This is a genomic window from Spongiibacter tropicus DSM 19543 (assembly GCF_000420325.1).
Lineage (GTDB): Bacteria > Pseudomonadota > Gammaproteobacteria > Pseudomonadales > Spongiibacteraceae > Spongiibacter > Spongiibacter tropicus.
On record NZ_ATUS01000001.1, the window covers coordinates 916,287 to 937,393 of the forward strand.

Consider the following 21,107-nt stretch of genomic DNA (forward strand, 5'->3'; position numbering starts at 1 on the left):
GATGACTACCGAGACGACTTCACGCCCCGTTAAACGCGCGCTTATCAGCGTATCTGACAAATCAGGCATCGTCGATTTTGCCCGCCAGCTCACCGAGATGGGCGTCGAACTGCTGTCGACTGGCGGCACCTTCCGCCTGCTGCAAGACAACAGCATTGCTGTGACCGAAGTCGCCGACTACACCGGTTTCCCCGAAATGATGGACGGTCGGGTGAAAACACTGCACCCCAAAGTACACGGCGGCATTCTCGGTCGTCGCGGCACCGATGACGCGGTAATGGGCGAGCACGGCATCAATGCTATCGATATGGTCGTGGTCAACCTCTACCCCTTTGAAGCGACCGTTGCCAAGCCGGACTGCACACTGGAAGACGCCATCGAGAATATCGATATCGGCGGACCGACCATGGTGCGCGCTGCGGCAAAAAACCACCGCGATGTGGCGATTGTGGTGAACGCGAGCGACTACGACGCCATCATTGAAGAGATGCGTGCCAACAACGGCGCCACCCAGCACAGCACCCGCTTTGATCTGGCGATTAAAGCCTACGAACACACTGCCGCGTACGACGGCGCCATCGCCAATTACTTTGGCCGACTGGTACCGGGCGGCAGCGCCAAGTTCCCGCGCACATTCAACAGCCAGTTTGTGAAAGCGCAGGAAATGCGCTACGGCGAGAACCCGCATCAGGACTCGGCATTTTATGTTGAGCGCCACCCCAGCGAGGCCAGCATTGCCACCGCCACTCAGCTACAGGGTAAAGAGCTCTCCTACAACAATATTGCCGACACCGACGCCGCACTGGAGTGCGTGAAAAGCTTCACCAAGCCCGCCTGTGTGATCGTTAAGCACGCCAACCCCTGTGGTGTTGCCGTATCGCTGAACGGCATTGGCGAAGCCTACGACCTGGCTTTTGCCACTGACCCCGAGTCCGCATTCGGCGGCATTATCGCCTTCAACCGCGAACTGGATGCCGCCACCGCGCAAGCGATCTGCGAGCGCCAGTTTGTGGAAGTCATCATCGCGCCCAGCGTCAGCGACGAAGCACTGGCCGTTGTGGCGGCCAAGAAAAATGTGCGCCTGCTGAGCTGCGGCCAATGGGCCGTGCCGCTGCCCGCACTGGACTACAAGCGCGTGAACGGCGGCCTGCTGGTTCAAGATCGCGACCTCGGCATGATCACCGAGCAGGACCTGAAAGTAGTCACCAAGCGCCAGCCGACGGAAGCGGAAATTCACGACCTGATCTTCGCCTGGAAAGTGGCGAAGTTCGTTAAATCCAACGCCATTGTCTACGCCAAAAACCGTCAGACCATCGGCGTGGGCGCCGGCCAGATGAGCCGCGTTAACTCAGCGCGCATCGCAGCGATCAAGGCCGAGCACGCCGGTTTGCCGGTTGAAGGCGCGGTCATGGCCTCGGACGCGTTCTTCCCCTTCCGCGACGGCATCGACAACGCGGCCAAGGTGGGCATTAGCTGCATTATTCAGCCGGGCGGCTCCATTCGTGATGAAGAAGTGATCGCCGCCGCCGACGAGCATGGCATGACCATGGTCTTCACCGGCATGCGCCACTTCCGTCACTGAGTGCTGATTCGGGGCGGGCGGTTTGCCCGGCCCCGACCCCACAGAACTTCCCTGTCAGAGCGGCGCCATCACCGCGCAGTGCTCGCCCGAAAAACAATAGGACAGCAATACCATGAACGTTTTGATTATTGGCAACGGCGGTCGCGAACACGCCCTGGCATGGAAAGCGGCGCAGTCTGCAAATGTTGAAACCGTCTATGTCGCACCGGGCAATGCGGGCACCGCGCTGGACCAGGGCATCGAGAATGTCGACATCGCCGTCAGCGACTTTGCCGCTCTCGCCGACTTCGCCAGCAACAACAATGTCGGCCTGACCATCGTCGGCCCCGAAGCACCGCTGGTTGACGGTGTGGTCGACTACTTCAGCGAACGCCAGCTACCCTGCTTCGGCCCCAGCAAAGGCGCCGCGCAACTGGAAGGCTCCAAGGCTTTCACCAAGGATTTTCTCGCCCGCCACGCAATTCCCACGGCGGCCTATGCCAATTTCACTGAGCTGGAACCCGCTCTGGCCTACCTCCGCGAACAAGGCGCGCCCATCGTAGTGAAAGCCGACGGTCTGGCGGCCGGTAAAGGCGTGATTGTGGCCGAGACACTGGAGCAGGCAGAAGAAGCCGTGCGCGACATGCTGTCGGGCAATGCCTTTGGCGACGCCGGTTGCCGCGTGGTGATTGAAGAATTTCTGCAAGGCGAAGAAGCCAGCTTTATTGTGATGGTCGACGGCGAGAATGTGCTGCCCATGGCCACCAGCCAGGATCACAAGCGCGTCGGCGACGGCGACACCGGACCAAACACCGGCGGCATGGGCGCCTACTCGCCCGCCCCCGTGGTGACCGATGCCGTACACCAACGCATTATGAACGAAGTGATTCTGCCCACCGTGCGCGGCATGGAGCAGGAAGGCAACCGCTACACCGGCTTTCTCTACGCGGGCCTGATGATCAACCCCGCGGGCGAGCCCAAAGTCATCGAGTACAACTGCCGCTTTGGCGACCCGGAAACCCAGCCCATTATGCTGCGCCTGCAGTCGGATCTGGTTGAACTTTGCCTGACCGCTCTGCGCGGCGAGCTGGATAGCGCCGACGCTAGCTGGGACCCTCGCCCTGCCGTGGGTGTGGTCATGGCCGCGGGCGGCTATCCCGCCAGCTATGACAAAGGCGATGAGATTACCGGCATTCCAGCAGAAACCGGCAGCAGTAAAGTCTTCCACGCGGGCACCAGCCTGCAGGATGGCAAACTGGTCACCAGTGGTGGTCGCGTATTGTGCGCCACGGCAATGGGCGACCGGGTGAGCGATGCCCAGGCGCTTGCCTACCAGCTTGTTGACCAGATACAGTGGCGTGGAGCCTTTTGTCGCCGCGATATTGCCTACCGCGCTATCGCCCGCGAATAATCGGGAAAACCATGTAATCTGGGAAAACATGTGCAGGATGCCCGGCGTGCGCAACTCCGTGTCAATGCTGCCCGCGGGCAGCCTGCTCTGGCTGATTCTACTCAGCCTGTTCAGCGCTCGCCTCGGGGCTGCCCCGCTGCTGCTCGATGAGCGGCAGGATCGGCTCGATCTTTCCCATTATGCCCAGGTCCTCGAGGACCGCAGCGGCGACTGGCAAATTGCGGATGTCGACAACCGCGGCCTGCAACGCAGTTTCCGTCCGGTCGAAAACGGCGATCTGCATCTGGACAAGCGGGTGCAGCGCTACTGGTTTCGTTTCAGCCTGAGAAATATCAGCGGCGAGCCAAGCAAGCGGATTTTTGAAATCCGTCCCGCCTACCTCGGCGATATCACCGTATACGCCCGTAGCAGCAACGACTCGGGAACGGCAAGCCAACTCATCCCCGCGCTCCCGAAAGAGGAGATGTTGCGCCCACAGAATGTGATGGCGCTGACCGTGCCGCCACACAGCGACCTGCACGTCTTCGTCCTTGTCGAGAACCACGGTGACTACCGCAGCAGTATCGGTCTGTATCAGCAATCTGAATTCTTCTGGCTGAGTAGCTATTACGACGCCTTTAACGCGCTGATGCTGGGGATTCTCTGCAGCATTCTGATGTACTGCGTGATTGCCTTTGTCGTCTACAAAGAGCCCCTGTTCATCAACCAGGTCGCGTTCTGCATCCTGGTGGCGCTCTCCCAGCTCACTTCCTGGGGGTATATCCAATTCCCCCTGATCACGCCCTCGCCGATGAGCCCCACCATGCTGGCGTTCACCCTGGCGATTCTGCTGACCGAGGTCATCTTCGCCCAGCGTTTTCCTATTTACAGCGGCGTTGCCGCAAGCCTATGGAAAAAACTGTTCCGGCTGCTCACCGCGCTGCTCATTCTCGGCATCGTATTGTCGCCGCTGCTGCAGGGACTGTATGTCGTCATTACACTGTCGCTGGTAATGCCGATCATCATGCTGTCGCTGATTGTTGCCGCCATCAATGGCTTTTTTGTCAGCACCAGTCGCCTGCTGTTTTACTACCTGCTGGCAACCGCCGCACTATTGGCCTCCTACCTCACCGCCCTGCTCGCCTTCTTCCTGGGCCTTATCGATATCTACGAACTCAATCTGGCGTTTGCGGTGATCGCGGTAGCCAGTGCCGCCAGCCGGATTGCGCTGTTGATCGCCCGCACCCGCAAACGCTGGCACAAGCAATATCAGGAAGCACAGCGTGTCGCAGTTGTCGGCGAGGTGAACCGCGCCAAAAGCGATATTCTGTCGCGCATTACCCACGAGATTCGTACGCCAATCAGTGCCATCGTCGGGGTAACCGAGCTGCTGGAGGACAGCAGCAGCCTGACCACTGCGCAAGAGGAATACCTCCGCAGCCTGCAACGCTCCAGTCACGAACTGCTGCAATTGCTGGAAGAGGCGGGACAGGCCGCGCGATTCAGCGACAGCGACATGGAGCTGCGCAGTCAGATCATGTCATTCCCGGAGCTGGTGGGCGATGCTCTGGCGGGTTTCCGTAATCTGGCCGCGGAGCGAGATCTGGAGCTGATCGCCGACATTTCACCGGAGCTGCCCTCGCAACTGCTCGGCGACCCGTCCCGAATTCGCCAGCTGCTGATTCACAGCGTCAACAGTGCATTCGAGCACAGTGAAAACGGCTTTATTCTGCTGAAGATTCACCCCGCCTCGCCCCGCCCGGGGCACATCCATATTGAAGTCTCGCATCGCGGACGCCCCTTTGACGCCGAAGAGCGCCAAGCGCTTTATCCCGCGAAACAGGAGCTTCACGAGAACAATGTGTTGAGCACCCGCTTTGCCATTATCTCGCGACTGGTATCACTGATGCGGGGACAGATCAGTGTCCGCAGCGCGGGAAACCGCGACCTCCACACCCTGTGCATGTCGATCCAGTTGAATGTGGCCAGTGACAGGTCCCTGAGCGAGCACAGCGTGGCCCTGCTCAGCGGCAAGCGCCTGCTGGTCGTGGACAGCAATAAAACCTTTTGCGAAGTCATCAACAAACAGTGCAGTGCCTGGGGCATGACTGTCTTTTCTGCGGCCAGTGAGCAGGCGGCCATCGCCATTTTGCGCAACCAGCGACTGTTGCAGGCCCCGCTGGACTTCATACTGATCGATCACCGGCAACCCGAGAACGGCCTGCACCTCGCCCACCGCATCGCCGAGGAAAACAAGGACGCCGCCGATCACCCCAGCATTCTGCTGTTGGCTCATGCCAATATCGACTACGATCAGGACGTTCTCCGTCAGGCGCGGGTACAGAAAGTGTTGAGCAAGCCGCTGGCTTCCTCCGCGCTGCGCAGCGCCCTGCTCGGCGAGTCGCGCTTCAATGCGAGCAACCCGAATCGCCAGATCGACCCGCAGACCGACTACAGCGATGCGGCGACGAAAACGCTGCAGTGCCTGATTGCCGAGGATAATCCCAGCAATGCGCTGGTGCTGAAGCGGATGCTCAGTAACCTGGAGATTGAGGTACAGCACGCCGAGAACGGTCAGCAGGCCTTGAATCAGTTCCTGCGCACGCAGTTCGACCTGGTGATTCTCGATATCGAAATGCCGGTCATGGATGGTTTGGAAACGGCCCGCCAGATGCGTCACTTTGAGAACGAAGAGGGACGGCGACGCACGCCCATTTTCGGTCTCAGCGCCAATGCTCTGGATGAACAACGCGACAATTACCTGAACTCCGGGATCGATCTTCATTTGGTGAAACCCATCCGGCAATGGGAGCTGGCAGAAGCCATCCAGCGCTGGACCGGCTACACGCATCACAAGTCTTGAGTTTGACGTACAATGGCTAGAGATGGAGGCCATTATGCAACGTAGTTTTTCTGCCATAGACCGGCTGCTGATGGGCGCCGACCGCAGTCTGAAAACACTGGTGCGCGGCAGCGCCACAGCACAGCGCCGCAACCCGTCGGGCGACTATCGCGACAACAGCGAAGGGCGCGAGGAACAGGCCCGCCGCCACAGCGCCGGACTGATGCGCATCAATCACACCGGCGAAGTTTGCGCTCAGGCGCTGTATCAGGGGCAGGCGCTCACAGCACGTCGCAGCGATGTCAAAGAAGCCATGAGTCATGCAGCGGATGAGGAAGTCGATCATCTGGCGTGGTGCGAAGATCGCTTGCGCGAGCTGGGCAGCCGTCCCAGCCACCTGAACCCGCTGTTTTACGCTGGCGCATTCGCCATCGGCGCGACCGCTGGCGCGATCAGCGACAAGATCAGTCTGGGGTTTGTGGCAGCGACAGAAGATCAGGTTTGCGAGCACCTGCGTGAACACTTGCACACGCTGCCCAGCGACGATGAGAAGTCTCGGGCGATTCTGGAGCAGATGCTAGAAGACGAGGCCGCTCACGCAACTCAGGCTCTCGAGGCAGGCGGCGCCGTTTTCCCGCGACCGGTGAAGACACTCATGACCCTGATGTCCAAGGTCATGACCAAAACCACGTATCACCTCTGAGCCTCGCGAGACTGACTTACAGCACCCCGGCAATGGGCGGGTGATAAATCATCTGCACGAGATTGCCGTCCGGATCCAGGCAGTAAAAGCTGCGGGCGCCGTCCCGGTGAGTGCGCGGCGCCGCTTTGATTGCCACCCCGTTTTCCACAAGGAACGTATGCCAGGCATCCACGTCTTCCGGCTGGCGCAGGATGAAACCCAGGTGGTCAAGACGCTGTCCGGCCACGCTGCGTGGCTGGCCGCTGTAGCGGTGCAGTGCGAGGTTGTCGCAGCCTGAGCACAGATAGTAGTTATCCGCGTCGGGCTGCCATTCCACCGCCATCCCCAGCAGTTCGTTATAAAAGCGCAGTGTCTCGTCAAAGTTTTCGACAAACAGCGCCAGATGGCGCATACCGGCATGGGGATTGGGTCGCTGCATGGTGTTACTCCACTTCCTCTATCTGATAGGCGTGGACAATCTCCACACCGGCCTTTTCCATCATAATGGACGCCGAGCAGTATTTCTCTGCCGACAGCTCCACCGCGCGTTTGATATGCGCTTCCTTCAGCCCTTTGCCACTGACAATGAAGTTCATCGTGATTTTTTCAAACACGGCGGGCACGGCATCGGCGCGCTCGGCCTGCAGTTCGCATCGGCAATCGCGCACATCCTGACGCGACTTTTTGAGCATGCTCATCACATCGAAAGAGGCGCAGCCGCCCATACCAACCAGCAGCATTTCCATCGGGCGAATGCCCATGTTACGGCCGCCGTGATCCTCCGGACCATCCATCACCACACTGTGACCGCTGCCGGACTCGCCCAGGAACATGGCACCGTCCACCCATTTCACCGTTGCTTTCATTGTTACCCCAATACGATTCACAGAAAACGCCAAAGCTTATCACAGGTCAGGGCTCAGGCTCGCCATCCGGTACAAAGCGAGGCATACTAAAGCTAACAAGTGAAAGGGCCGCAAGCCCAAAGCGTATTGAAAGAGAGTCGCCCGTGTTCCAGGCACCAAAGCCCGAAATTCCAAATCTCGACGATTTCCTCGCCTATTGTCATCGCCGTCGCCATCCCAGCAAAAGCACGCTGATCTATGCGGGCGACGACAGCGATGCCTTGTACTACATCATCGACGGCTCGGTCACTGTGTTGATTGAGGACGACGACGGTCGCGAAATGATTGTCGCCTACCTCAACAAAGGTGACTTCTTCGGTGAAATGGGCGTCTTCGATGAAGATATCCCCCCGACCCGCAGCGCTTGGGTAAAAAGCCGTACCGACTGCGAGATCGCGGAAATCAGCTATGCCAAGTTCCGCGAACTGCGCGAGCAGTATCCCGATGTGCTGCTGGCACTGGGCAAGCAGATGGCCAAGCGCCTGCGCCTGACCACCCGCAAAGTCGGCGACCTCGCCTTCCTCGACGTCACCGGTCGCGTTGCCCGCACACTGCTTGACCTGTGCAAGCAACCGGATGCCATGACTCACCCGGACGGGATGCAGATCAAGATCACCCGTCAGGAAATTGGTCGTATCGTTGGCTGCTCACGGGAAATGGTGGGCCGTGTACTCAAAACCCTGGAAGAACAGGGACTGGTTCACGTGAAAGGCAAAACGATGGTGGTGTACGGCACCCGCTAAGCGCACGCTCTAGCGGCAAAACACCCGTATTACTCTGGCGCCAAGCCTTCCCCTCGGGGGCGCTGGCGCGTAAGATGCGTGCCCCAAATTGCTGGACACGATCAGACGCCTCGCTCCCTATGCCTGAAACATTCGCCGCCGGCCAACGCTGGATCAGTACACCCGAACCCGACCTGGGGCTCGGCATTATCCTCGAAGCGGCTAATCGCCGCGTTGTTATCGCCTTCCCTGCTGCAGAAGAAGAGCGCACCTATGCCGCTGATCGCGCGCCGCTGTCACGGGTGCAATTTCAAATCGGCGACACCATAGACGTGCCGGAACTGCCGCCGATGAAAGTGCGGGAGGTTCAGGAACACAATCAGTGCCTGGTGTACTTTGCCGAAGATGCCCACGGCGATGTTCACCCGGTGCCGGAGCAAATACTCAGCGCCCAGATCCAGTTGCACAGCGCCCGCGATCGGCTGCTGGCGGGACAACTCGACCACCCCAAGCGCTTCGCCCTGCGCGTCAGCACGCTGGAGCAGCGCAATCGCGCCCGAGCCAGTCACAGCCGCGGGCTACTCGGCCCTCGCGTCGAGCTGCTGCCCCATCAGTTCTACATCGCACGGGAAGTCGGCGGTCGCGCCCAGCCAAGAGTCCTGCTGGCCGATGAAGTCGGCCTGGGAAAAACCATTGAAGCGGGCCTGATTCTGCATCAGCAATTACTGGACGAACGCATCAAGCGCGTGGTGATTCTGGTGCCGGAAAGCCTCAGCCATCAGTGGCTGGTGGAGATGCGCCGCCGCTTCAACCTCAACTTCTCGCTGTTTAATGAGGCACGCTGCCGGGATCTTGACCCCTATCGCGACGATGCCGACACGGTGTTCTTTGATGAAGACGCGGAGAAAGCGCGAGAACAGAACCCCTTCGAAAGCGAACAACTGATCATCGCCGCCATCGACTGGCTGACCGCCCACCCTCGGCGCGGACAGCAGTTGCGTGACGCCGGCTGGGACACACTGATTGTCGACGAGGCCCACCACCTGCAATGGCGGGAGGATGGAAGCAGCGACCCCGGCTACGCGCTGCTGGAATCACTCTGTGCAGCGATTCCCTCCGTTTTGCTGCTGACCGCCACGCCCGAAAATGCGGGGATCGAGGGCCACTTTGCCCGCCTGCGCCTGCTCGATCCCCAGCGCTACAGCAGCCTGCAAGCGTTCCGCGATGAGCAGGCCCAGTACGGCGTGATCAGTGAACTGATTCAACAGCTTCGCGCCGACGAGGCCGGTGTCCAGGCTCAGCTGGCAGACTACCTGGATGATGCCCTGCTTGCCGACTTTATCGCCCAACCAGATACTCATCGGAACGCCGTGATCGAGGCACTGCTTGATCGCTTCGGCACCGGCCGCAGTCTGTTCCGCAACACCCGTGCGTCGGTCGGCGGTTTTCCCGAGCGCGCACTTCAGGAACACCCGCTGGCGGCGCCGGACGGCTTTCCCTCCGAACGCCGCGACGCAACGCTGGAAGCACAATTGCAGCCGGAAGGGCTGCTGGGCGACGACTGGACAAGCCGCGACCCCCGCGTGCAATGGCTGGAGAAATTTCTGCTCAACCGGCCGGATGAACGCTGCCTGCTGATCTGTGCCGACACCGATACAGCGCGCGATCTGGAATTGTTTATCCGCCTGCGACGGGGCATTGCCAGCGCGGTTTTCCACGAGGACATGTCGCTGCTGGAGCGCGACCGCGCCGCGGCCTATTTCGCCGACGCCGACGATGGCGCCCAACTGTTGGTGTGCTCGGAAATCGGCAGCGAAGGCCGCAATTTCCAGTTTGCCGAACACCTGATTCTGTTCGATCTGCCGCTCAATCCCGACCTGCTTGAGCAGCGCATCGGCCGACTAGACCGTATCGGCAGGCGGTACAGCGTACAAATTCATGTCCCCTTTTATGAGCACAGTGCCCAGCAGGATCTGCTGCACTGGTACCGCGATGCTCTGGCCATATTCTCGGAACCCTGCACCATCGGCAGCGCCATGATGCAGCGCTTTGACGAACGGCTTAGAGAAACCCTGATTAACGCCGATGCCATGCCACAGCTATTGAGTGACGCCGCCGAACAGGCGCAGGCGCTGCGCCAACAGCTTCACTCCGGTCGCAATCAACTGTTGGAGCTGAACTCCTGTCGTCGCGATATTGCCGATGCGCTGATCGACAGCGTAGAAGCCGAGCAGCGCGGCAGCGAGTTAGCGGCGTATCTCGAACAGCTTGCCGACCAGTTTGGTCTGGAGCACGAAGACCACAGCGACAATGCCATTATTCTGCGCCCCGGCGAGCATATGCTCAGCGACGCCTTCAGCGAACTGCCGGAAGAGGGTATGACCGGTACCTTTGACCGCCGCCGGGCACTCAGCCGCGAGGACATGGCCTTCCTGACCTGGGAGCACCCGCTGCTGCGCGATGCCATGGAGCTGATTGCCAATGGCGATTTTGGCAGCGCCTGTATCAACACCCTTTCCGTGAAGGGCTTGCCCGCCGGTACCATGCTGCTGGAAACCTTTTTCAACCCGAGCGTGCAAGCGCCTGCCGCGCTGGCACTGGATCGCTACCTGCCCGCCCACAGCGCGCGCCTGCTGCTGGACAGTCGGGGCCGACAGCTGACGGATAAAGTGAGCCACGCGCAACTCAATGCCCTGTGTCAGAATGTGAAGAAAAGCGTGGTACCGGCGCTGATGCGCCAGATTCGCGAGCCCCTGACCGAGCTGCTCAACCAGATGGAGTCGCTCGCTGCAACTCAGCAGGACGACTGGCGCCAGCAGGCGCTGAGTCAGTACGAGCAGGCACGGCGCACTGAGCGGGCTCGTCTGCAGGCGCTTGCTGAACGCAACCCCGCCGTTGGCGAGGACGAGATCGAGCACTTTGATCGGGATACCGAGCAGGGCAAACGCCACATACAGGCGCTGCAACTCAGCACACACGCGCTGCGTCTGGCGATTATCAGCTAATGTGAACAGGCCCTAAGGGAGAACACCATGTTTCTGTTTTCAATCAACGCCGTCTCCCGTCAGGATCAGGGTGAATTCACGGCCGGGGAAGAAGTCCCGTTTATCGTCTACATCGACTTCAAAGACCTGTTCGGTGCCGAACAACTGGCCACGGTCTTTGTGATGCGCGAGGGCTTTCGCGACGTCAACATCATCAAACGTCGTCAGATCAAAATCGATGCCGGTATGAAGAAAGACCCGCAGATTCAGCAGGCGCTGGACAAAGGCTACTGCGTGCAGGCCTTCAGCGCCCACTGAGGCCGACTAGCGCAGGCCGGCGAGCTGCTGGTCCAGCCACTGCTCAAATTGCGGCCGGGGCAACGCCCCTGACAAGCGCGCCACTTCCCGCCCGTGATGGAAGACCATCAGTGTCGGAATGGAGCGAATCTGGAACTGCGCCGCGGTATTGGGATTTGCCTGGGTGTCGAGTTTCAGGAAACGCGCCCGCGTCGGCTGCGCAGTAGCTACCGCTTCGTATACCGGTGCAAAGGATCGGCAGGGACCGCACCAAGGCGCCCAGAAGTCCACGACCACTGGCAGCGAATCCTTCTGAATAAAGCGCGTGAAATTCCCGTCTCCGGCATTGATCACCGCGCCATTCAGCAGTGCAGCCCGACACTTTCCGCACACCGGCCCATCGGCCAGTTTTGCTTCCGGAACACGGTTTATTGCCCCGCAGCCAGGGCAGCTCAGTTGGAGAGAATCGCTTGCCATTCCATACGCTCCTCGGCGCTGTCGCTTTCTGTAGATATGCGTGCGAGCGAGGGACTTTTCAAGTCATCAGAGGCTCGACAAAAACCTCAGCACCGCGCGATTGCTCTCGTCAGGCGCTTCCAACTGAACAAAGTGTCCGGCACCGGGGACCAAACAAATCTCTCGCAAATCAGTGATTCGGCGATGCAGGCGCTGGCGCATGGCCGCATCGAGTGAGGCGACGACGGGATCTTTTTCTCCGGCAATGAACAGCGCCGGTACCGTGATATTCCAGTCGGCATAGGCAGCTCCAATCTCCCAATTCCGGTCAGCCACCCGATAACTCGCCAGCGCGCCACTGAACGCCTGCTCCTTCCCTGCTCGCAGATAGTCTTCCGCAATCCCGGCCAGCATCTCCCCGCTCATCCACGGCCAGGGCAAGGGCGGCGCCTCGGGTAGCACATCGAGATAGCCCGTGCCCTCTGCGGGAAACGCAGACCAGTCTCCCAACGAGCCCTCACCACTCAAGCCCCAGTATATTCGCTGTAAAAATGTCTCCGCATTGCGGCCAAGCTCGCGGTCAGCAGGGCCAGGCTGCTGGAAATACTGCGCGTGCAAAAACTGATGGGCGGCGATGGCCTTAAACCCCACGCTGGGAGGATTCAGTGGCGATGCCACCAGCAAGTTGTCTGCCGACAGGGCATCCAGCTCCGCCTCCGACAAGTCGCCCATGCAACTGCGGCCATAGTAGTCGTGATCAAAAGGGACGCTCATCCCCACCACCGCCGCGACGCGCTCGGGCTGGCGCTGAGCCATACTCCATACCATCGACGCGCCAAAGTCCTGACCAATAAATATGGCCTTTTCAGTCCCCAACGCATCGAGCAGGCCACACATATCCGCCAGCTGCGCATTCATATCGTAGTCGGCAATCTCATCGGGGCGACTGCTTTGACCATAGCCCCGCATATCCGGCGCCACGGCGCAGTACCCAGCCTCGGCCAGTGCGCTCATCTGTGCGCGCCAGTTTGTCCAGTGACCGGGGAAGCCATGGCAGAGCACGACCACCGGCCCGCTTCCCATCGTGTGGATATGTAAATGGATGTCGCCGAGATCAATACGGCGCTGAATCAGTTCGTTCATTGTGCGGCCTTGGGGGCGTCTCCCACCCCGGTTTATTGTTATTCAGGCCGCCGCATATTCAGGCTTTCTGCAGCAGCCAGACTTTTTCACGAGCCGGGCACTGTCCCTTCAAGCCACCCTCAAGGTCCTCGTTATACAAGGCATTGAGGGTGTAGCGGCCTTCATAATGCATACGCAATTCGTCATCGCTGACGGAGAAGGGAGGTCCGGGCATTCGGCTCTGATCGTAGTCATAATTGATCAATAACTGCGGCGCTGCATCGCTCATCTGGATGAGGTGCTGACTGTAACGGGCGCGCATCGGCTCGGGCAGTGCGACCAGCGCGGCACGGTCGTAGATGGCATCCACGGCACCAAGGGTTTCTCGGTCGAGAGCAAAGATATCGCCTTGAAAAATATCCAGACCGGCGGCCCGGTAATGCATCAACTCACCGACCTCACTCCGCTCGGGGATCACGCCCAGCTCATCGAACAACTCATTCACCGCAATCTCGCTCAATTCGGCGCCCGCAACGCGGTAGCCCTGCGCCAGCAACCAGGCGATATCCCGACTCTTACCGCACAGGGGCAAAAATATACGGCTGCCCTCCGGCAAGGCCAATGCTGAAAAATAGCGTCGCAACAGCGGGTTCACCTCAGCATTGTGAAAGCCAATATTCTTCTCACTCCAACGTGCGTGCCAAAATTCTGCGTCCATAGAAACCTCCTGAAAATTCAGTGTGAATCGCCCTGATCAACGACCAGCCAAACCAGGCGTCGCACCAGTGGATTCACCACCACGACACAGGGGAAAGCGACGATAAACGCCATGCCCCAGGCTTTCATCCACAACCAGAAAATGCCGTCGATGAAGCCAACATTGATCAGGGAAATAAACAGCGACATGACGCCAGACATAATCAGCGACATAAAAAATGCGAATACGTACCCGGTATAACGCTGAGGAATCACCCGTCTCTCCTTCCTTGCCAGTCAGTTGCGTCGCAGGGCCTTCCCTCCGACAAGTCACATTGCCGTGACAGGCTTGCGGGGGCTATGATAAGGCCAATACCATTTAAGCAACCATACTCATTTTTATAAGCTTAATTCTCAATTATGCAAACATGCTAGACGATATCGCACTGTTTATTCATATCGCCCAACAGGGCGGCTTAAGTAACGCGGCAACGCAACTGAGCCTGCCCGTGGCCACGGTCAGTCGTCGGCTGCAGCGACTCGAGCAGCAACTCGGCTACCAACTGCTGCAGCGCTCTGCACGCCAGTGTGTGCTCACCGTCGATGGCGAAGTGCTGTACCAGACCTATGCCGGGCTGGTCGAACAGTTTGAGCAGGCCCAGCAGCAGCTTAGAACCGATATGCAGGAATTGCGGGGCAAGCTGTTGGTGCTGGCGCCGAGCAATATTTCCCATGGCATGCTGCGCCCAATGTGGCTGGGCTTTACGCGCCAGTACCCCGATATCCAGCTCGAGTTGCAACTCAGCAATCAGTTACAGGACATGATTAAAGCCAAGGCGGATCTGGCAATGCGCATCGGCCCACAGGCAGACTCATCCCTGTACCAGAAGCGGCTGGGGCAGATCAGCAAGTTTCTGGTTGCCGCACCGTCCTACCTCAGCGCGCACCCCGCCCCGCAACAACCCTCGGAGCTCAAGGATCACCGATTGATCGGCACGACGATCGCAGGCAAATGGCGCCTGAGCCAACGCGAGACCGGCGCCGTGCAGGAAATCCTGCCCCGCTTTAACACCCTGCTCAACGACTCAACCTTTGCCAAGTATATGGCTGTCGATGGCCAGGGCATCGCCCTGCTGCCGGTCACCGAAAGTCAGGAGGAGTTGCAGCGCGGCCAACTGCGCCGGGTGCTGCCCCAATGGCAGGGCGAACCCCGCGATATTTATGCCGTGTGGCCGAGCGGACGACTGCTGAACGCCAAGGCAAAATGTCTGCTCGATTATATGAAGCAGTATATTGCACAACACCTCTAGATATTGCGCAACACCGCCAGGGCGGCGCGAGGCTGAGGTCTCGGTTTGCCCGTATCGCTCCGCCTGTGGTTTCCCGCCAGACTTGACGCTATCCAAGTGCTCGCTTAACGACGCGACAATAACGACAGCAGGGTAAGCCTCATGTTTCTTTCCGAAGACGTGCACAACTTTATGGAAGCTTTGGTCGAGGAGGAATTCAGTCGCCGCAACCTGCCGAGCCAGTATGAGCGATCCTATCTGGAAGACCTGTTCTGCCTGAGCCTGAATGCGCTGCCCGCCAAGTACGTCAGACATGCGCTGGATATGCGGATGTATATGAGCCCGGAAGAGCGCGGAGAATTGGAGCTTCAGGTGCGCATAGCGGTAGAGAACGCCAGTGAGATTCTTCGCCGCGACCGTCGCAGCGAGAACCGGGACGACTGAGCACCGGCGTCAGCAAGCGAGCGGTTTCAAGCCTTGCGGCGTTCCTCTGCAGGACGATGCAGGGCAATCAGGCGATCGGCAATGCGTTTGAGCGGCAGCGCTTCCTGAGCAGCGCCGAGTTTCATTGCGGCACCCGGCATCCCCCAGACCACAGAGCTCGCCTCATCCTGAATTAACGTTGTGGCGCCCTGATCCAGCATCGCCTTCATCCCCTCTGCGCCGTCTTTGCCCATGCCGGTCAGCAATACGCCTACCGCGTTGCGTCCGACCTGCTCAGCCACAGACTGAAACAGCACATCGACAGAGGGACGATGACGGTTCACTGGCGGACCACTGTCCAGCTGGCAGTAATAGCGCGCTCCATCGCGACGGATGCGCAAATGCTGATCGCCAGGCGCAATGTAGGCATGCCCCTGAAGAATACGCTCACCGTCAATGGCTTCGCGCACGACCATCGCACTGCAACCGTCCATACGTCGCGCAAAGGGGCCGCTGAACATGCCCGGAATATGTTGAACAATGACCGTGCCGGGGGTATCCGCCGGGAGACCCGACAGCACTTCGCGTATTGCCTCGGTGCCGCCGGTAGACGCACCAATGGCCAGTACGCGATCGGTCGTGCGAAAGTTAAGTGGATCGGCAGGAGTCAGTATCGGCCGCGACGTGCGGCGCTCCTGCTCATCAGAAAATGAGCGTCGCATCACCTTCGCTGCCGCCGTCATTTTGACTTTCGCGATCAGCTCTTCAGCATAATCGCGCAGGCCCTGCGCAATATCGATCTCCGGTTTGGCGACAAAATCGACCGCCCCTATCTCCAGTGCCTCAAGGGTGACTGCCGCTCCAGCCTGAGTCAGAGACGACACCATCAATACCGGCATGGGACGCAGGCGCATGATATTACGCAGGAACTGGAGGCCGTCCATCTTCGGCATTTCCACATCCAGCGTAATCATATCGGGATTGAGACGTTTGATTTTTTCTCTGGCGATATAGGGGTCAGCGGCAACGCCAACCACGTCTATATCGGGATCACTGTCGAGAATATCGGAGAGCACATGGCGCATCAGCGCCGAGTCGTCGACTACCAGAACCTTGATCATACCGCTGCTTCCTGCCTGATCAGTGAACACGGGCGGACCGGGGTTTCACCCGACTGTCCGCCCATCACCCTCAGAACTCTTCCCACTCATCGCTGCCGGAGACACGCTTGCCGCCACCAATGCTGCGGGGCGCCTCGCCGCCTCGGGGAGCCGAAGCTGCCGTGCGCGAAGCCAGCGAGTGAACCGGTGCCGGTTTCGAAGCATAGCCGGGCGATGCCGCCGGTGCCGCTTCCACTTCGCCGGTGTTGAACAGTGACATACGCTCACTCAGTCCCTTCGAGAGATTATCCATCGACTGGCTGGCCGCGGCGGCCTCTTCCACCAGAGCGGCGTTCTCCTGAGTCACCTTATCCATCTCGGAAACCGCTTTGTTCACCTGTTCAATGCCCGCAGACTGCTCCTGACTGGCCAGAGCAATCTCGGAAATGATATCCGACACTTTCTTAACGCTCTGTACAATCTCTTCCAGAGTCGACCCGGACTCGTCGATCAGGCGAGAGCCCTCTTCGACTTTTTCCACGCTGTCCTTGATAAGGGTTTTGATTTCCTTGGCCGCTTCGGCGCTGCGCTGAGCGAGGTTGCGCACCTCGGAAGCCACCACCGCAAAGCCGCGCCCCTGCTCGCCTGCCCGCGCCGCTTCAACCGCGGCATTCAGTGCCAGCAGGTTGGTCTGGAAAGCAATCTCGTCGATGACGCCGATAATGTCGGAGATGCGTTTCGACGACGCGTTGATCTCGCGCATGGCACCCACGGCCCGGCCGACGACATCGCCGCCCTTCTCTGCCTGCCCGCGTGCGCCCGACGCCAGATTGTTTGCCTGCGCGGCATTCTCCGCATTCTGTTTTACGGTGGCGGTGAACTGCTCAACACTGGACGCCGTTTCTTCCAGCGATGCCGCCTGGGCCTCCGTGCGATTCGACAGGTCGAGGTTGCCCTCGGCAATCTCTGAGGCAGAGCTGCGAATACCCTGCGCTGCCTCGCGAATTTCCACCACCATGTTTTTCAGATTGAGTACCGAACGATTTACCGCGTCTTGCATGGCGGCAAACTGGCCCTGGTACTGGCCTTCCATCACCTGCATCAGGTCGCCCTCGGCCAGCGCTTCCATCACTTTGGAGCTTTCGGCCAGCGGCTGTGCGATGGTGTCCATTAACTGGTTCAGGCCGACGCCCAGACGCTGCAGGAAGCCGACGTTCGCCTCGGTATCAATTCGCGACTCCAAGCGACCGGCAATGGCGCCATCGACCAGTTCGCGAATCTGCTCTTCGGCATTATTCTGCTCGCTGACAATCGCATCCATCAGGCCATTAATGACGTTAACCAGACGCTGCATAAAGCCTTCGTAGCGGTCGGCATTCAGGCGCTCATCCAGATGTCCGGCTGCCGCGGCGGAAATCAGCGACGAAATCTGCCGCTCGGCATCTTTCTGCTCGGTGATGTCTTTCCACTCCACCATATTGCCGGCATATTCGCCTTTGGGGCCGAGGATCGCCGTGGCGTTCACCTGAAACTCCAAGTCCGCGACCTGAATTTCCGCCTTGGCAGGCAGCGCTTTCAGGTTCGCCAGCAGCGCGCGCTGGTGCTCGGGTTTCTTGTGGAACATGTCGATGTTCTTGCCCACCAGATTGTCGGCATCGAAACCGGGAAAGCGCTCTCGAAGCACGTCTTCCCGCTTCTTCATCATGCTGACAACCGCCGGGTTGGCGTAAGTAATATTCAGGTCGGCATCGCAAATCATGAAGTTGGCATCTGCCCCATCCATTGCCGACTGCAGGCGTGCCACTTCTGTTTCGCGTGCCCGCTGTGCCGTCACGTCCAACCACTCCAGCGTATTGCCCACATAGTTGCCCTTGCTGTCGATCTGGGCCGTCACATTGATATTGAACGTAAGGTCACCCACGTGAATATCGGCGGAATGTGGCAGGTTGGCCGGATCCGCCAGCATGCGGCGCTGATGTTCCGGGTGTTTGTGGAAGATATCGATACAGGTGCCGACAATGTTGTCGACATCAAAAGTGGGATACACCGACTGCAGGGCATCGCGGTGATTGCTCATCAAGGTGTTGGTCGCCCCGTTCACATAGGTCACCACAAAGTCGCGATCAATCATCATGATCGCGGTCATGGCATTGTCCACCGCCGTTTGCAAACGCGCGACCTGTACTTCGTGAGCGCGCTCTTCGGTCACATCGAGCCATTCCAGCGTGTTGCCGATGTAATTGCCTTTGTCGTCAATCTGCGCCGTGACGTTGATATTGAAGATCAGCTCGCCCACGTGAATATCCGCGGAGTGAGGCAGATTGGCCGGATCGGCCAGCATGCCACGCTGGTGCGCAGGGTTCTTGTGGAAAACGTCGATGCAGGTGCCAATAATATTTTCGACATCGAAGCCGGGGTAGACGCTTGCCAGTGCATCGCCGTGACGGCTCAGCAGCTCGCGTGTTGCATCGTTGACGTAGGTCACCACCAGGTCACGGTCGACCATCATGATCGCCGTCATGGCGCCACCGACCGCCGTTCGCCAGCGCGCAATCTCGGTTTGCAATGCTGCACTGCTCGTCGTTGACCGGGGTTTCGCCGCCGCGGTTTTACGGGCGGCAGGCTTGCGAGCCGCCGTCTTCTTGGTCGCACTGGCCTTGCCCGGTGCCTGATCGTTCTGTGCAGCCATTTTTTCTCTCCTTTGGAGCACATGCGACTGAGTTGCGCTGTACTCCGTATTGACTCGTTGTTGGTAAATTTATCGTTCTGCGGCCTGTGACGGCCTTTATTCACTGTCGCTTGTAGATCGTTCTGCCGATAAGTTTGTATTGATTGTTTACCGTGGACAGGTTTTCCGAATGTCCAATAATTAAAATGCCGCCGGGGCGCTGAAGCTGCATCAGCTTGGCAAAGATTTTTCTTTGCAGATCCTTATCGAAATAAATGATGACATTGCGGAAAAAGATCACATCAAAGGGCCCGCGCACCGGCCAGTCATCCAACAGGTTCAGTTGCTTGAAACTGATCAGCCGACTCAGCTCGGGCTTCACTCTCACCTTCCCTTGAGAGCGACCTTTTCCTTTCAGGAACCAACGCGACTTTCTTTCGGCAGGAATATCGGCAATGCGGTCGGCGTCGTACACCCCGTCAGCAGCGCGCTGCAATACCGAGGTATCGATATCGGTGGCAAGAATACGAATATCCCAGGCGTCGGCATTGGGAAGGCTTTCGAGCACGGTCATGGCAATGGTGTAAGGCTCTTCACCGCTGCTGCAGCCCAGCGACCATATCCGCAAGCGTCGACTGCCGTTGCCGCCGTTATTCAAATACTCACGCAGAAAATCAAAATGGTGGGGCTCGCGATAAAAGCTGGTGAAGTTGGTGGTAATCGCATTGATGAATTCAACGCGCTCATCATCGCCATTCGCTGAATCAAGAAAGTCGATGTAATCCGAAAAGTCTTTTAAACCGAGGCGTCGAATACGTTTGGCAAAGCGGCTGTAAACCAATTGGCGCTTCTCGTCGCTGATATTAATTCCAGTGCGACTGATCACCATATCTTTAAGACGATTAAAATCCTTGTCAGTAAAGGCAAATTCAAAATTACTTGTTGTTGACGGACAGGGACTGCTCACAGTTATGGACTCAACACCAAAAGAAGAAAGCGTATTTGAAGTAGATCACAGCGTTTTCTCCGCAAGACATAAGGAATGACACTTACGCAAATCCCGAAAATGTGCAGCGGCAATACGCAATTAATCAGCGTGCTGAAGCGCAGTTTTTTATTCGTAAAACAACCACCGCACCGACCGCCAGCAGGGCGAACACCGTCAGCTGCAAACGCGGCTCACTGATCGCAAAAAAGGCCGAGGCGCCACCCACACCGAGACTCGAAAACAAGGCGACAACTTTGGTCCGGCAGTTCAGGCAGCGCTGCTGCTCCCAACGCAACAGCCCTGGCCCGAAGGTCGGGCTTTGCAACAGCCACTGATGCCAGCGCTGTGAACTCTTGGAAAAACACAGCGCGGCCAGCAGTACAAAAGGGGTAGTCGGCAACAGCGGCAGGACAACGCCTATCGCAGCGAGAATCAGTAGAAAGAAACCTGCGAGACGATAGAAGTGAATGACCATGTCGGCGACTCAGGCTGCAATGACAAACGCCAGTTGCCCGCTGCCATATCGGGGCACAGGTACGCTAAAACCTATACTTTGATGCCCCCCCATGCTCTCAATCAGCGATTTCGCTTCCGCCCAGTCAACCAGCCGATCGAGCCGCAGATGTACTGACTGATCGTTCATCAGCAGGCGAGAGCAAATATTCATCACTTCGTAGAAGTTGGCCTCGACCGTCGATGACAGCGATTTTTCATCAACCATGTCCTGCGCACCGCCCTTCGGAAGCATCGACAGTGCCGCGCCGGAATAGGCCGCAAACGCAAAATCGCCGACGCCCAGAGCAAGCAGTTGCCCGTCATCGCCAACGTAGACCGCAGCGGGACCTTCCGGCATGGCGGTCGAATCGCTCACATCCAGCTCATCGACACCAAACAGCATGGCCAACATGTTTTCGACACTGGCCGCCTTAGGTTTCACCAACGCACTCATACTCTGCCTCCATCAGGCCAATATCACGACGGC

The 21,107-nt window shown here is 58.7% G+C and carries 20 protein-coding genes; 9 read left to right on the forward strand and 11 right to left on the reverse strand.

Annotated features, from left to right (window positions below):
- Nucleotide 1: 1 nt before the first annotated feature.
- The 4 genes from purH (at nucleotide 2) to coq7 (ending at nucleotide 6,496) form a co-directional block, all read left to right on the forward strand.
- Nucleotides 2-1,582, forward strand: a complete 1,581-nt coding sequence (purH, locus tag G411_RS0104400; protein WP_022957963.1) for a bifunctional phosphoribosylaminoimidazolecarboxamide formyltransferase/IMP cyclohydrolase — start codon at nucleotides 2-4, stop codon at nucleotides 1,580-1,582.
- Nucleotides 1,583-1,694: 112 nt separating this feature from the next.
- On the forward strand, nucleotides 1,695-2,972 hold the full coding sequence (gene purD / locus G411_RS0104405) for a phosphoribosylamine--glycine ligase (protein ID WP_022957964.1): 1,278 nt from the start codon (nucleotides 1,695-1,697) through the stop codon (nucleotides 2,970-2,972).
- A gap of 46 nt (nucleotides 2,973-3,018) precedes the next feature.
- Nucleotides 3,019-5,814, forward strand: coding sequence for a hybrid sensor histidine kinase/response regulator (locus tag G411_RS0104410; RefSeq protein ID WP_169530611.1), 2,796 nt, complete (start codon nucleotides 3,019-3,021; stop codon nucleotides 5,812-5,814).
- 34 nt (nucleotides 5,815-5,848) lie between these two features.
- On the forward strand, nucleotides 5,849-6,496 hold the full coding sequence (gene coq7, locus G411_RS0104415; RefSeq protein WP_211218289.1) for a 2-polyprenyl-3-methyl-6-methoxy-1,4-benzoquinone monooxygenase: 648 nt from the start codon (nucleotides 5,849-5,851) through the stop codon (nucleotides 6,494-6,496).
- Nucleotides 6,497-6,512: 16 nt separating this feature from the next.
- On the opposite strand, the gene G411_RS0104420 is transcribed toward coq7, so the two are convergent.
- Both G411_RS0104420 and G411_RS0104425 read right to left on the reverse strand, forming a co-directional pair.
- Nucleotides 6,513-6,914: a VOC family protein gene (locus G411_RS0104420; protein ID WP_022957967.1), complete on the reverse strand. Its 402-nt coding sequence runs from the start codon at nucleotides 6,912-6,914 to the stop codon at nucleotides 6,513-6,515.
- Between the two features lie 4 nt (nucleotides 6,915-6,918).
- Complete coding sequence (locus G411_RS0104425) at nucleotides 6,919-7,341, reverse strand: OsmC family protein (protein WP_022957968.1); 423 nt, start codon at nucleotides 7,339-7,341, stop codon at nucleotides 6,919-6,921.
- 143 nt (nucleotides 7,342-7,484) lie between these two features.
- Between G411_RS0104425 and crp the strand changes: the two genes are divergently transcribed.
- From crp to G411_RS0104440, 3 genes are all read left to right on the forward strand, one after another.
- Nucleotides 7,485-8,123, forward strand: coding sequence for a cAMP-activated global transcriptional regulator CRP (crp, locus tag G411_RS0104430; protein ID WP_022957969.1), 639 nt, complete (start codon nucleotides 7,485-7,487; stop codon nucleotides 8,121-8,123).
- Nucleotides 8,124-8,242: 119 nt separating this feature from the next.
- Nucleotides 8,243-11,107, forward strand: a complete 2,865-nt coding sequence (gene rapA / locus G411_RS0104435; protein WP_022957970.1) for an RNA polymerase-associated protein RapA — start codon at nucleotides 8,243-8,245, stop codon at nucleotides 11,105-11,107.
- A 27-nt stretch (nucleotides 11,108-11,134) separates the two neighbouring features.
- Nucleotides 11,135-11,404, forward strand: coding sequence for a hypothetical protein (locus G411_RS0104440; RefSeq protein WP_022957971.1), 270 nt, complete (start codon nucleotides 11,135-11,137; stop codon nucleotides 11,402-11,404).
- Nucleotides 11,405-11,410: 6 nt separating this feature from the next.
- Here the strand turns inward: G411_RS0104440 and trxC are convergent, their stop codons facing one another.
- From trxC to G411_RS0104460, 4 genes are all read right to left on the reverse strand, one after another.
- Nucleotides 11,411-11,860 (reverse strand): thioredoxin TrxC, encoded by a 450-nt coding sequence (trxC, locus tag G411_RS0104445; RefSeq protein ID WP_022957972.1) that lies wholly within the window; start codon nucleotides 11,858-11,860, stop codon nucleotides 11,411-11,413.
- A 66-nt stretch (nucleotides 11,861-11,926) separates the two neighbouring features.
- On the reverse strand, nucleotides 11,927-12,982 hold the full coding sequence (locus G411_RS0104450; RefSeq protein ID WP_022957973.1) for an alpha/beta fold hydrolase: 1,056 nt from the start codon (nucleotides 12,980-12,982) through the stop codon (nucleotides 11,927-11,929).
- Nucleotides 12,983-13,040: 58 nt separating this feature from the next.
- Nucleotides 13,041-13,679, reverse strand: a complete 639-nt coding sequence (gene tmpT / locus G411_RS0104455) for a thiopurine S-methyltransferase (RefSeq protein WP_022957974.1) — start codon at nucleotides 13,677-13,679, stop codon at nucleotides 13,041-13,043.
- A gap of 17 nt (nucleotides 13,680-13,696) precedes the next feature.
- Complete coding sequence (locus tag G411_RS0104460) at nucleotides 13,697-13,933, reverse strand: DUF2798 domain-containing protein (protein ID WP_022957975.1); 237 nt, start codon at nucleotides 13,931-13,933, stop codon at nucleotides 13,697-13,699.
- A gap of 152 nt (nucleotides 13,934-14,085) precedes the next feature.
- Between G411_RS0104460 and G411_RS0104465 the strand changes: the two genes are divergently transcribed.
- Nucleotides 14,086-14,967 (forward strand): LysR family transcriptional regulator, encoded by an 882-nt coding sequence (locus tag G411_RS0104465; protein WP_022957976.1) that lies wholly within the window; start codon nucleotides 14,086-14,088, stop codon nucleotides 14,965-14,967.
- Between the two features lie 141 nt (nucleotides 14,968-15,108).
- Nucleotides 15,109-15,390: a late competence development ComFB family protein gene (locus tag G411_RS19320; protein ID WP_022957977.1), complete on the forward strand. Its 282-nt coding sequence runs from the start codon at nucleotides 15,109-15,111 to the stop codon at nucleotides 15,388-15,390.
- A gap of 26 nt (nucleotides 15,391-15,416) precedes the next feature.
- On the opposite strand, the gene G411_RS0104475 is transcribed toward G411_RS19320, so the two are convergent.
- The 5 genes from G411_RS0104475 to G411_RS0104495 form a co-directional block, all read right to left on the reverse strand.
- Complete coding sequence (locus G411_RS0104475) at nucleotides 15,417-16,490, reverse strand: protein-glutamate methylesterase/protein-glutamine glutaminase (protein WP_022957978.1); 1,074 nt, start codon at nucleotides 16,488-16,490, stop codon at nucleotides 15,417-15,419.
- A gap of 70 nt (nucleotides 16,491-16,560) precedes the next feature.
- Entirely contained in the window at nucleotides 16,561-19,158 is a 2,598-nt protein-coding gene (locus G411_RS22505) for a methyl-accepting chemotaxis protein (RefSeq protein WP_022957979.1), read from the reverse strand.
- 100 nt (nucleotides 19,159-19,258) lie between these two features.
- On the reverse strand, nucleotides 19,259-20,104 hold the full coding sequence (locus G411_RS0104485) for a CheR family methyltransferase (RefSeq protein ID WP_022957980.1): 846 nt from the start codon (nucleotides 20,102-20,104) through the stop codon (nucleotides 19,259-19,261).
- Between the two features lie 124 nt (nucleotides 20,105-20,228).
- Nucleotides 20,229-20,600: a YbaN family protein gene (locus tag G411_RS0104490; RefSeq protein ID WP_022957981.1), complete on the reverse strand. Its 372-nt coding sequence runs from the start codon at nucleotides 20,598-20,600 to the stop codon at nucleotides 20,229-20,231.
- A gap of 9 nt (nucleotides 20,601-20,609) precedes the next feature.
- Entirely contained in the window at nucleotides 20,610-21,074 is a 465-nt protein-coding gene (locus G411_RS0104495) for a hypothetical protein (protein ID WP_022957982.1), read from the reverse strand.
- Nucleotides 21,075-21,107: the final 33 nt, after the last annotated feature.

Excerpts from the sequence above, each read along its gene's own strand:
- G411_RS0104440 (WP_022957971.1), top strand. The coding sequence starts at position 11,135 with ATGTTTCTGTTTTCAATCAACGCCGTCTCCCGTCAGGATCAGGGTGAA.
- purD (WP_022957964.1), top strand. The coding sequence starts at position 1,695 with ATGAACGTTTTGATTATTGGCAACGGCGGTCGCGAACACGCCCTGGCA.
- G411_RS22505 (WP_022957979.1), bottom strand. The coding sequence starts at position 19,158 with ATGGCTGCACAGAACGATCAGGCACCGGGCAAGGCCAGTGCGACCAAG.
- G411_RS0104465 (WP_022957976.1), top strand. The coding sequence starts at position 14,086 with ATGCTAGACGATATCGCACTGTTTATTCATATCGCCCAACAGGGCGGC.
- trxC (WP_022957972.1), bottom strand. The coding sequence starts at position 11,860 with ATGGCAAGCGATTCTCTCCAACTGAGCTGCCCTGGCTGCGGGGCAATA.
- G411_RS0104450 (WP_022957973.1), bottom strand. The coding sequence starts at position 12,982 with ATGAACGAACTGATTCAGCGCCGTATTGATCTCGGCGACATCCATTTA.
- tmpT (WP_022957974.1), bottom strand. The coding sequence starts at position 13,679 with ATGGACGCAGAATTTTGGCACGCACGTTGGAGTGAGAAGAATATTGGC.
- coq7 (WP_211218289.1), top strand. The coding sequence starts at position 5,849 with ATGCAACGTAGTTTTTCTGCCATAGACCGGCTGCTGATGGGCGCCGAC.
- G411_RS19320 (WP_022957977.1), top strand. The coding sequence starts at position 15,109 with ATGTTTCTTTCCGAAGACGTGCACAACTTTATGGAAGCTTTGGTCGAG.
- G411_RS0104475 (WP_022957978.1), bottom strand. The coding sequence starts at position 16,490 with ATGATCAAGGTTCTGGTAGTCGACGACTCGGCGCTGATGCGCCATGTG.
- G411_RS0104425 (WP_022957968.1), bottom strand. The coding sequence starts at position 7,341 with ATGAAAGCAACGGTGAAATGGGTGGACGGTGCCATGTTCCTGGGCGAG.
- G411_RS0104420 (WP_022957967.1), bottom strand. The coding sequence starts at position 6,914 with ATGCAGCGACCCAATCCCCATGCCGGTATGCGCCATCTGGCGCTGTTT.
- rapA (WP_022957970.1), top strand. The coding sequence starts at position 8,243 with ATGCCTGAAACATTCGCCGCCGGCCAACGCTGGATCAGTACACCCGAA.
- purH (WP_022957963.1), top strand. The coding sequence starts at position 2 with ATGACTACCGAGACGACTTCACGCCCCGTTAAACGCGCGCTTATCAGC.
- G411_RS0104495 (WP_022957982.1), bottom strand. The coding sequence starts at position 21,074 with ATGAGTGCGTTGGTGAAACCTAAGGCGGCCAGTGTCGAAAACATGTTG.
- G411_RS0104490 (WP_022957981.1), bottom strand. The coding sequence starts at position 20,600 with ATGGTCATTCACTTCTATCGTCTCGCAGGTTTCTTTCTACTGATTCTC.